9 protein-coding genes are annotated in these 10,717 nt (G+C 54.8%); 4 read left to right on the forward strand and 5 right to left on the reverse strand.

The features are described from left to right. The first annotated feature begins 212 nt into the window (after positions 1 to 212). The 3 genes from clpS to ACMGG3_RS03325 all read left to right on the forward strand — a co-directional run bounded on the left by clpS (position 213) and on the right by ACMGG3_RS03325 (position 3,770). The gene (gene clpS / locus ACMGG3_RS03315; protein WP_006174393.1) at positions 213 to 533 is read left to right on the forward strand and encodes an ATP-dependent Clp protease adapter ClpS; all 321 of its coding nucleotides are present in this window, start codon (positions 213 to 215) and stop codon (positions 531 to 533) included. A gap of 28 nt (positions 534 to 561) precedes the next feature. Beyond that, a complete protein-coding gene (gene clpA / locus ACMGG3_RS03320) occupies positions 562 to 2,841 on the forward strand; it encodes an ATP-dependent Clp protease ATP-binding subunit ClpA (RefSeq protein ID WP_020884836.1) in 2,280 nt (759 codons plus the stop codon). Positions 2,842 to 3,326: 485 nt separating this feature from the next. Next, positions 3,327 to 3,770: a hypothetical protein gene (locus ACMGG3_RS03325; RefSeq protein WP_414149575.1), complete on the forward strand. Its 444-nt coding sequence runs from the start codon at positions 3,327 to 3,329 to the stop codon at positions 3,768 to 3,770. A 70-nt stretch (positions 3,771 to 3,840) separates the two neighbouring features. Here ACMGG3_RS03325 and infA read toward each other — a convergent pair whose 3' ends face one another. The 5 genes from infA to trxB form a co-directional block, all read right to left on the reverse strand. After that, positions 3,841 to 4,059 carry a translation initiation factor IF-1 gene (infA, locus tag ACMGG3_RS03330; protein ID WP_002211347.1) on the reverse strand — a complete coding sequence of 73 codons (219 nt, stop codon included), beginning with the start codon at positions 4,057 to 4,059 and terminating at the stop codon, positions 3,841 to 3,843. A 284-nt stretch (positions 4,060 to 4,343) separates the two neighbouring features. Beyond that, positions 4,344 to 5,048: a leucyl/phenylalanyl-tRNA--protein transferase gene (gene aat / locus ACMGG3_RS03335; protein ID WP_014169362.1), complete on the reverse strand. Its 705-nt coding sequence runs from the start codon at positions 5,046 to 5,048 to the stop codon at positions 4,344 to 4,346. Between the two features lie 46 nt (positions 5,049 to 5,094). Beyond that, entirely contained in the window at positions 5,095 to 6,816 is a 1,722-nt protein-coding gene (gene cydC, locus ACMGG3_RS03340; protein ID WP_414149576.1) for a heme ABC transporter ATP-binding protein/permease CydC, read from the reverse strand. Next, positions 6,816 to 8,582, reverse strand: coding sequence for a heme ABC transporter permease/ATP-binding protein CydD (cydD, locus tag ACMGG3_RS03345; protein WP_020884832.1), 1,767 nt, complete (start codon positions 8,580 to 8,582; stop codon positions 6,816 to 6,818). Before cydD ends, cydC begins: the two co-directional genes overlap by 1 nt. Positions 8,583 to 8,696: 114 nt before the next feature. After that, positions 8,697 to 9,665: a thioredoxin-disulfide reductase gene (gene trxB / locus ACMGG3_RS03350; protein ID WP_025204565.1), complete on the reverse strand. Its 969-nt coding sequence runs from the start codon at positions 9,663 to 9,665 to the stop codon at positions 8,697 to 8,699. Between the two features lie 543 nt (positions 9,666 to 10,208). Here trxB and lrp point away from each other — a divergent pair. Then, complete coding sequence (gene lrp, locus ACMGG3_RS03355; RefSeq protein ID WP_000228469.1) at positions 10,209 to 10,703, forward strand: leucine-responsive transcriptional regulator Lrp; 495 nt, start codon at positions 10,209 to 10,211, stop codon at positions 10,701 to 10,703. Positions 10,704 to 10,717 lie beyond the last annotated feature (14 nt).

The following is a 10,717-nucleotide window of genomic DNA, read 5'->3' on the forward strand; positions in this document are numbered from 1 at the left end:
GTGGGGGCTGTTCAAAACCTCGCCATCTCACGCTTGTACAATTTAGAGAAACGAAAGAAGTCGTCAAGCGTTTGGCGCTTGAGATGGGACAATAATCAACCAAAGTTTGAAGCAGTTAACGCTATTGCAACAGTTTGTGACAGACATCGCGGATGACAGTAATAGATGATTGTTATCTAACATCTGAGGTAGATTCAAAGTGGTTATGCAAAATGGGTAAGACCAACGACTGGCTGGATTTTGACCAGCTGGCGGAAGATAAAGTGCGTGACGCGCTAAAACCGCCATCTATGTATAAAGTTATGTTAATGAACGATGATTACACGCCGATGGAATTTGTTATTGACGTGCTACAAAAGTTCTTTTCTTATGATGTAGAACGTGCAACGCAACTGATGCTTACCGTTCATTATCGTGGCAAAGCTATCTGCGGCATCTTTACCGCCGAAGTGGCGGAGACCAAAGTCGCGATGGTGAACGATTATGCGAGGGAGAATGAGCATCCGTTGCTGTGTACGCTGGAAAAGGCCTGATAAGGCATAAAATTTGGGGGAGGTGCCTATGCTCAATCAAGAACTGGAACTCAGTTTAAATATGGCTTTCGCCAGAGCGCGTGAGCACCGACATGAGTTTATGACCGTCGAGCATTTACTGCTCGCACTGCTTAGCAACCCATCTGCCCGCGAAGCGCTGGAAGCCTGCTCCGTGGATCTGGTGGCGCTACGTCAGGAACTCGAAGCCTTCATCGAACAAACCACACCGGTGCTGCCAGCCAGTGAAGAAGAGCGCGACACGCAGCCGACGCTCAGCTTCCAGCGCGTGTTGCAGCGTGCGGTATTCCACGTCCAGTCTTCCGGACGTAGCGAAGTGACGGGCGCAAATGTGCTGGTCGCCATCTTCAGCGAGCAGGAGTCACAGGCTGCCTACCTGCTGCGCAAACACGAAGTCAGCCGACTCGACGTGGTTAACTTTATCTCTCACGGAACGCGTAAAGACGAGCCGAACCAGGCATCGGATTCCAGCAATCAGGTCAATAACAATGAAGAGCAAGCAGGCGGGGAGGATCGTATGGAAAACTTCACCACCAATCTCAACCAGCTTGCTCGCGTTGGCGGTATCGACCCGCTGATTGGTCGCGATAAAGAGCTGGAGCGCGCGATCCAGGTATTGTGCCGTCGCCGCAAGAACAACCCGCTGCTGGTGGGTGAATCTGGCGTCGGTAAAACCGCGATTGCCGAGGGTCTCGCCTGGCGTATTGTGCAGGGCGACGTACCGGAAGTGATTGCCGATTGCACCATCTACTCGCTGGATATTGGCTCGCTGCTGGCGGGCACTAAATACCGCGGCGATTTTGAAAAACGCTTTAAGGCGCTTTTGAAACAGCTCGAGCAGGACACCAACAGCATTCTGTTTATCGATGAGATCCACACCATCATCGGTGCCGGTGCGGCCTCGGGTGGCCAGGTGGATGCTGCTAACCTGATCAAACCGCTGCTCTCCAGCGGTAAGATCCGCGTGATTGGTTCCACAACGTATCAGGAGTTCAGCAACATCTTTGAGAAAGATCGTGCCCTGGCGCGTCGTTTCCAGAAAATCGATGTGACTGAACCCTCTGTTGAAGAAACCGTGCAGATCATCAACGGTCTGAAACCGAAGTACGAAGCGCACCACGATGTGCGTTATACCGCTAAAGCGGTGCGTGCGGCGGTGGAGCTGGCGGTGAAATACATCAACGATCGTCATCTGCCGGATAAGGCCATTGACGTGATTGATGAGGCAGGGGCGCGTGCGCGTCTGATGCCGGCCAGCAAGCGTAAGAAAACCGTTAACGTGGCGGATATCGAGACCGTGGTGGCCCGTATCGCGCGTATCCCTGAGAAGAGCGTTTCTCAGAGCGACCGTGACACGCTGCGCACCCTTGGCAATCGCCTGAAAATGCTGGTCTTTGGGCAGGATAAAGCCATTGAGGCGTTAACCGAAGCCATCAAGATGGCCCGTGCCGGACTGGGGCATGAACATAAGCCTGTCGGTTCCTTCCTGTTCGCCGGTCCGACCGGTGTGGGGAAAACCGAGGTCACGGTTCAGCTCTCCAAAGCGCTGGGCATTGAGCTGCTGCGTTTTGATATGTCCGAGTACATGGAGCGGCACACCGTCAGCCGTTTGATTGGTGCGCCTCCGGGCTATGTGGGCTTTGACCAGGGCGGTCTGTTAACTGACGCGGTGATCAAGCATCCGCACGCGGTACTGCTGCTTGATGAAATCGAGAAAGCGCACCCGGACGTGTTCAATATCCTGCTGCAGGTGATGGACAACGGGACGCTGACCGATAACAACGGGCGCAAGGCGGACTTCCGCAACGTAGTGCTGGTAATGACCACCAACGCCGGTGTACGTGAAACGGAGCGTAAATCTATCGGCCTTATCCATCAGGATAACAGCACCGATGCGATGGAAGAGATCAAGAAGATCTTTACGCCGGAGTTCCGTAACCGTCTGGACAACATCATCTGGTTCGATCACCTCTCTACCGAGGTTATCCATCAGGTAGTGGATAAGTTCATCGTCGAGCTGCAGGTTCAGCTGGATCAGAAAGGCGTGTCGCTGGAAGTGAGCCAGGAGGCCCGCAACTGGCTGGCTGAGAAAGGCTACGACCGTGCGATGGGGGCCCGTCCAATGGCGCGTGTGATTCAGGACAACCTGAAGAAACCGCTGGCGAACGAGCTGCTGTTTGGCTTGCTGGTGGACGGCGGTCAGGTGACGGTCGCGCTGGACCAGGAGAAGAATGAGCTGACGTACGATTTCCAGAGTGCGCAGAAGCACAAGCCGGAAGCGGCTCACTGAGTGAGTTGAACGTTAATGTTAAAAACCGGGCGAATGCCCGGTTTTTTTATGCATGCCAAGGTAAAAGCAAAACGACAACAGTGTTGTCGTTTTTAGTGTTTTCTCCCTCTCCTTGTGGGAGAGGGTTGGGGTGAGGGCAACAGACCGCAGAGGAATTTTGCGAGGCGCTTTCCAGTTTCTTTCGAAGTCAGTTGCTGGATAAATCCACAGTACTAAAATGGCGGCGCACCTGCAAAATCAGGTGCCGGGATTGGCGTCCTGATTACACACGAGAAATGATGTTGATGCGTCAATTATCATCAGGTTCGTTCACACTTTTGAAAGCTAGCGATATAATCCGCAGACTCAATTATGGTGGGCTGAACCGGGGCTTCTATTGAAGCGCCGATTTTCCCGTGTGGGTCGGTACGCCAAACCGGTTCAGTCTGCCACCTGAGTTGGCGTTCGGGTGGAGATCTCATCATTTCACACGGAGTCATAAACAAATGGAACATAACAATTTTTCACTGCTCTACACCGAACTCTCCCTCAACCCCGATCTCCCGACCCTGGCCGGGCGCTGCATACTGCTCACCGAAATTCTGCTGGACTGCAACGCCCACCCGCAAACGCAGCCCGTGTGCCGCTGTTTAGGCGCGTATCTGGAAGAAGTCAAAACCGGACTCACAGAATCAATGCGTGATTTTCAGATAGTGGAATTTGAGGAGGACGCTGAACCACCGCGACAAAAAGCGTGGCTACTGGAAGATACCGAAACAAAGTGTGACTACTGCCGGGCAGTAAACCACGTGCTGCTGGTGTCCCATTTTGATCGGGATATGCTGCCGCACCTGACGGGATTGCTGCATGAGGTGGCGCATTCCATGGCCGGGGATTTAATCACGCCGGCGCAGCCCCGCATGACAATACATCTTCCTGCCCGGCATTAAGCCGTTAAATAAAAAAGGCCGGGGTTAACCCGACCTTTATATATTCATCTGCCATTACAGGCGAAAACAATTAGCGACTACGGAAGACAATGCGGCCTTTGCTCAGGTCGTACGGGGTCAGTTCAACAGTCACTTTGTCGCCCGTTAAAATGCGGATATAGTTTTTGCGCATTTTACCGGAGATGTGCGCAGTTACCACGTGACCGTTTTCCAGCTCTACGCGAAACATGGTGTTAGGCAACGTATCAAGTACGGTACCCTGCATTTCAATATTGTCTTCTTTGGCCATCTAATCCTCTGGGGTATCACTACCAAGTTTTGAACCGGCAAGATAATGCCGAAATTCATCAATTAAGTAAAGAATTGCGCGTTTAAAACGCAGCAAAATAGTTTCGGCGCATTGCCCAAGCGTCACGGTACAACCGAACGGAAAGCGCATTCGTAAAGGGGATACAACAGGATAAACGTCAGGACGTTATCTGAAGCGGAGGACCCAAACGGCGGCGAGGCAACAGGCAGAACCTACTCTGCGGCATAATTATAACACCCTCACAAAAAATATGCGGAAAACATTTAGGCATTGGGCATAAAGAGCGTTCTTGGTACCCAGAAGTCTCGCGGCAGCTTCTCCTGACGGCAAACGTCCAGATGTTCTATGTAGTGGCGGCGGGGGATTTCAACCGCACCGAGGGAGGCCGTATGCTCATTGAGGACCTGGCAATCCATCAGTTTTCCACCGCGCTGGGCAAACTCCTGGCAGAAGATCAGCAGCGCGGTTTTCGAGGCATTCACGGCACGGGAGAACATCGATTCGCCGCAAAACAGCGTCCCCTGCGCAACGCCATACATCCCGCCGACGAGTTCACCGTCTTGCCAGACTTCAATGGAGTGCGCGAAACCCAGCTCATGCAGCTGGTGATAGGCGGTAATGATATCGCGGGTGATCCAGGTTCCTTCATGACGGTCTTCGGCACAGCCTTCAATGACCTGACCGAAGGCATGATTCAGGGTGACGCGGTAGGGTGATTTCGCATGGAAACGCTTCATGCTGCGGCTCAGGTGAAACTGCGCCGGCCACAGCACGGCACGGGGATCGGGCGACCACCATAAAATCGGGTCGCCGGGTGAAAACCACGGGAAAATGCCGCGCTGGTAAGCCATCAAAAGTCGCGCAGGACTGAGGTCGCCGCCAAGGGCCAGCAGCCCATTAGGTTCACGCAGCGCTCCCTCCGGCGAAGGGAACGCGATGTTATGACGAGAAAGCTGGACCAGGCGCATGACAGCAGAACTCCAATACGCGAGTTAGGATCGGTACAAATATAGTCTACAGACGCTGTTTAAACTGGTAGTAGCGACCCTGTTTCGCCAACAGTTCTGTGTGACTACCTTGCTCAATAATATGTCCGTTGTCCATCACAATTATCTGATCAAAACTCGCCAGCCCGCGCAGGCGGTGGGTGACCATCAGCACGGTTTTTCCGGTCATAACATGGGCCAGTAAATCAAGGATTTGGCTCTCGGTTGTTGCGTCCAGCCCTTCGGTGGGTTCATCAAGCAGCATCAGTGGCGCATCGTGCAACAACGCGCGTGCAATCGCCAGACGGCGCAACTCGCCGCCGGAGAGCTGACGACCGCCTTCCCCGAGCCAGCCGTTCAGCCCGTCGTTCTCAAGCAGTTTTTGCAGCCCAACCTGCTCCAGCATGGCGCGCAGATCATCGTCGGAGGCCTGAGGTGCCGCGAGCAGCAGGTTATCACGCAGCGTCGCGCTGAAGAGGTGCACGCGCTGCGGAACCACGCTCACGGTCTTGCGCAGCGTCTGTTCGCTGAAGTCGGTCAGCGGCGTATCGTTAAACCGAATCTGACCGTGCTGCGGATCCCAGGCGCGGGTCAGCAACTGAAGAAGGGTGGATTTACCGCAACCGGTACGACCGAGGAGCGCAATCCGTTGGCCTGCTTTAACAGACAGCATGATCCCTTCCAGCGCGTTCTGCGCTTGTTTTTCATAGGCAAAGGTGACGTTATCCAGGGTCAGCGCAACCTGCTCCGGCACGGCGGTCTGAGCGCCGCTGAACGTAACCTCCGGCTCCTGCTCGGCAATCTGGGTGATGCGCAGGGCAGAAGCGATGACCTGTCCAAGATGCTGGAAGGCGCCCGTCACCGGGGCCAGCGCTTCAAACGCGGCCAGGGCGCAGAAAACGAAGAGGGCAATCAGGGGGCCGGGCTGGGTATTCCCGCCTACGCCACCTGAAGCCATCCACAGCATGGCGATGACCGCCACGCCGCCGATTAACATCATCAGCGCCTGGGAGAATGCCGTCAGCTCCGACTGGCGGCGCTGGGCTTCGTGCCAGTTCAGCTCAGTGCTTTCCATTTGACTGCGATAATGCGTGCTGGCACCAAAAATGGTCAGTTCCGCCTGTCCCTGCAGCCAGGATGTCAGCTGTTGTCGGTAGTCACCGCGCAGTCGCGTCAGGTTCTCGCCGGTGGATTTACCTGCACGATAAAACAGCGGTGGCAGGATAATCAGCGTCAGCAGCATGATGCCACCCAGCGTGAGCGCAACGGGAACGTCCAGAACCGACAACCCCAGCGTGACCACCACAATCACCACAAACGCCCCCACGATGGGGGAGATCACGCGCAGGTAAAGGTGATCCAGCGTGTCGACATCGGCTACGACACGGTTGAGTAACTCACCCTGACGAAAACGCGCCAGCCCGGCAGGGGAGAGGGGTAACAGTTTGCTGAAGGTATAAATGCGCAGGTGCTGTAGCACGCGGAAAGTGGCGTCGTGGCTGACCAGACGCTCAAAATAACGTCCGGCAGTACGCGTGATTGCGGTGCCGCGAACGCCTGCCGCCGGAAGCATATAGTTAAAGCTGTATAAACCCGCGAACCCCGCGACGGCCGAAGCGGACAAGAACCAGCCGGAGAGCGTAAGCAGACCGATGCTGGCAAGCAGGGTAACAATCGCCAGCACAATGCCCAGCAGCAGCATCCATTTATGGCGTTTATAGAGCGCAAGATAGGGAAGCAGAGCACGCATCAGATATCCTCCTGACGGTTTGCCAGCAGGGTGGCAAACGGGCCCTGCGCGGCAACGAGAGAGGCGTAATCGCCTTGCTCAACAATATGACCATTTTCCATGACCCAGATCTGATCCCAGTCAGCAATACCTTCCAGCTGATGGGTGACCATCAGGGTGGTCTGCTGCCGTGAGGCTGCATTCAGGGCATCCATGACGCGTTGCTCACTGTGTGCGTCAAGGCTCGCTGCTGGCTCGTCGAGCAGCATGAGCTGGCATGGGTTAAGCAGCGCGCGGGCAACCGCCACACGCTGGGCCTGACCGACTGACAGGCCGGCAGACTGGTCACCGACAACGGTATCGACACCCTGCGGAAGCTGCGGCAGAAACTCGCTGACCCAGGCGCGGTCGAGCACGGATTGCAGTTCATCGTCACGCGCATCCGGGCGAGCCAGCAGCACATTGTCTCGCAGCGTGGCGGCAGGAAGCTGAGGGTTTTGTCCCACCCAGCTAAGCTGTTTACGCCAGGCAAGCGGATCGAGATCGCGCAGTTCAGTTTGGTTGATCCGCAGCGATCCGGTGTAGGCCATAAAACCCGATAGCGCATTGAGCAGAGAGCTTTTCCCTGAACCGCTGATGCCTACGAGCACCACACGTTTTCCGGCCGGAAGGGTAAAGTTAAGCGGGCCTGCCAGTACGTTGCCTTCAGGCGACAGAATGGAGAAATCACGCGCTTCAAGGGTAACCGGCTCTTTGGCGTTCAGGGTCACGTCACCGCGTTCCGGATGCGCCAGTGGCGTTTCCATAAACGTCTTCAGGCTGTCAGCCGCGCCCACGGCCTGCGCTTTTGCATGATAGAAGGTGCCCAGATCGCGAAGCGGCTGGAAAAATTCGGGTGCCAGTATCAGCGCAAGGAAACCGGCTGAAAGGGTCACCGCCGTGCCGTAGTGGCCAAAATCCAGCGCGCCGAGATACGAGAAGCCAAAGTAGACCGCCACGAGCGCAATCGACAGCGAGGTAAAGAATTCGAGTACGCCGGAGGAGAGGAACGCCAGACGTAACACTTCCATGGTGCGCTGACGGAAATCCTGCGATGCGAGGCGGATATTTTCAGTTTCCGCTTCACCGCGGCCAAAAATGCGCAACGTTTCCATGCCGCGCAGACGGTCAAGGAAATGGCCGCTTAAGCGACCCAGAGCCAGAAAGTTACGTCGGTTAGCGTCCGCGGCGCCCATGCCCACCAGCGCCATAAACAGCGGGATCAGCGGGGCTGTGCCCAGCAGGATCAGTGCCGCCATCCAGTTGACCGGGAAGATGGCGATGACAATCAGCAACGGAACGAAGACGGCTAGCGCCATCTGTGGCAGATAGCGCGCATAGTAGTCATGCATATCGTCAATCTGCTCAAGGATCAGCGTCGCCCAGCTTCCCGCGGGTTTACCCTGGATCCACGCCGGACCGGCCTCCTGAAGGCGGTCAAGCACCTGACGGCGGATCTCATAGCGGATATGCTGTCCGGCGTGAAAACCCACGCGCTCACGCAGCCAGACCACCCAGGCACGAAGAACAAAAATCAGGATCAGGACGATAAAGGGCAACAGGAGCGCTTCGCGCGGAATGTTCTCCATGATCATGTGATTAAGAATGCGGGCCAGCAGCCATGCCTGGGCAACAATCAACAGACCACTGACAAACCCCAGAAAACGGGAGATGGTTAGCCAGCGGCGGGAAAGAACGCTTTGCTGTTTCAGCCAGCGTGTTAACTCTTGTTGACGGGTTTTTTCCATTGCGTACTTAGCAGGTGACGTTATTAGAAGTTGGGCAGCGCAATGTTACAACGGAGAGACAATAAAGGCGACTTATCGCCGCCTTTATTTACGTTTGTTACTGACTTGTAAAGATTATTTACCTTGTTCCGCCAGCCCGTCGAGGTAGCGTTCAGCGTCCAGCGCGGCCATACAGCCGGTGCCAGCAGAGGTGATCGCCTGACGGTAGATATGGTCCATCACATCTCCTGCAGCGAATACGCCAGGAATGCTGGTCTGGGTCGCGTTGCCGTGAATACCGGACTGCACTTTGATGTAGCCGTTTTCCAGCTCCAGTTGCCCCTCGAAAATCGCGGTGTTCGGGCTGTGACCGATCGCCACAAACAGACCCGCCACTTCCAGCGTTTCGACGTTATCGGTGTTCTGGGTATCACGAATACGCAGACCGGCAACGCCCATCTGATCGCCCGTGACTTCTTCCAGGGTACGGTTGGTGTGCAGCACGATATTGCCACTCGCCACTTTATCCATCAGACGTTTGATCAGGATCTTCTCTGCGCGGAAGGTGTCACGACGGTGGATCAGGTGCACTTCAGAGGCGATGTTCGCCAGATAAAGGGCTTCTTCCACGGCAGTGTTGCCGCCACCGATAACCGCCACTTTCTGGTTGCGATAGAAGAAACCATCGCAGGTTGCGCAGGCGGAGACGCCACGGCCTTTGAATGCTTCTTCAGACGGCAGACCGAGGTAACGGGCAGAAGCGCCGGTCGCGATGATCAGCGCATCACAGGTGTACTCGCCGCTGTCGCCCGTCAGACGGAACGGACGGTTCTGCAGGTCAACCTTGTTGATATGATCGAACAGAATTTCGGTTTCGAATTTCGTCGCATGCTCGTGCATACGCTCCATCAGCAGCGGCCCGGTCAGGTCGTTCGGGTCGCCTGGCCAGTTTTCCACTTCCGTGGTGGTGGTCAGCTGACCGCCTTTTTCCATGCCGGTAATCAGAACCGGTTGCAGGTTAGCGCGTGCAGCATAGACCGCCGCGGTATATCCCGCAGGTCCAGAACCAAGAATTAGCAGCTTACTGTGTTTGGCCGTGCCCATGAGATCCCCATTGTTGTTGGCAGACATTTGGCTGGATTGTAGGGAATTTGTTGCCGTAAAAAAAGAGCGCAGCAATTTTGATATCGATATGTGCAATAGCCAGCGACGATGAATTAAGCGCTATAACATCACGCTTTGCGCCGAAATTCGCTCGTTTGTATGGCAATAAAATGAGGAATAATACCCTGCCGTAATGAATATCCGGCATGTTGTACTAAAAATCGATGTTTTGCTTTGACAATCCCCTGCGCTTTTGCGAAAACATTCAAGGAAGAAAAAAACCGCGTTAACCGCATGCCGCATAGGCATGCACGTAAATGCCATTTTTACCGGGTCAGTGAAATCTACGCATGGCGTGGACAGACGCCATACGTGATATCGGTGACTGCCTTCGGGCAACGGTCTTCTTACCAACAGAACCCGAATCCGCATCGCGTCTAATACATAACCAGGCGATGTGATGACTAACGGGTACAGGCTCTGAACAGTGATGTGCACAGGGTCCAGGCAGGAGTAGGGAAGGAATACAGAGAGACAATAATAATGGTAGATAGCAAGAAGCGCCCTGGCAAAGATCTCGACCGTATCGATCGTAACATTCTTAATGAATTGCAAAAGGATGGGCGTATTTCCAACGTCGAGCTTTCAAAACGTGTGGGACTTTCCCCGACGCCGTGCCTTGAGCGTGTGCGCCGACTGGAAAGACAGGGTTTCATTCAGGGCTATACGGCTCTGTTGAACCCGCATTATCTGGATGCCTCACTTCTGGTATTTGTTGAGATTACTCTGAATCGTGGTGCGCCGGATGTGTTTGAGCAATTTAACGCCGCTGTACAAAAACTTGAAGAAATTCAAGAGTGTCATCTGGTATCCGGTGATTTCGACTACCTGTTGAAAACCCGTGTGCCTGATATGTCCGCCTACCGTAAGCTGCTGGGTGAAACCCTGCTGCGTCTGCCGGGCGTGAATGACACCCGTACCTATGTGGTGATGGAAGAAGTCAAACAGAGCAATCGTCTGGTTATTAAGACGCGCTAACACGGAACAGGTGC

This window comes from Enterobacter sp. BNK-18 (assembly GCF_047456135.1).
In the GTDB taxonomy this organism is placed as follows: Bacteria; Pseudomonadota; Gammaproteobacteria; order Enterobacterales; family Enterobacteriaceae; genus Enterobacter; species Enterobacter ludwigii.

Coding starts and splice junctions, on each gene's coding strand:
- cydD (WP_020884832.1), bottom strand. CDS start 8,582: ATGGAAAAAACCCGTCAACAAGAGTTAACACGCTGGCTGAAACAGCAA.
- trxB (WP_025204565.1), bottom strand. CDS start 9,665: ATGGGCACGGCCAAACACAGTAAGCTGCTAATTCTTGGTTCTGGACCT.
- clpS (WP_006174393.1), top strand. CDS start 213: ATGGGTAAGACCAACGACTGGCTGGATTTTGACCAGCTGGCGGAAGAT.
- lrp (WP_000228469.1), top strand. CDS start 10,209: ATGGTAGATAGCAAGAAGCGCCCTGGCAAAGATCTCGACCGTATCGAT.
- clpA (WP_020884836.1), top strand. CDS start 562: ATGCTCAATCAAGAACTGGAACTCAGTTTAAATATGGCTTTCGCCAGA.
- aat (WP_014169362.1), bottom strand. CDS start 5,048: ATGCGCCTGGTCCAGCTTTCTCGTCATAACATCGCGTTCCCTTCGCCG.
- infA (WP_002211347.1), bottom strand. CDS start 4,059: ATGGCCAAAGAAGACAATATTGAAATGCAGGGTACCGTACTTGATACG.
- ACMGG3_RS03325 (WP_414149575.1), top strand. CDS start 3,327: ATGGAACATAACAATTTTTCACTGCTCTACACCGAACTCTCCCTCAAC.
- cydC (WP_414149576.1), bottom strand. CDS start 6,816: ATGCGTGCTCTGCTTCCCTATCTTGCGCTCTATAAACGCCATAAATGG.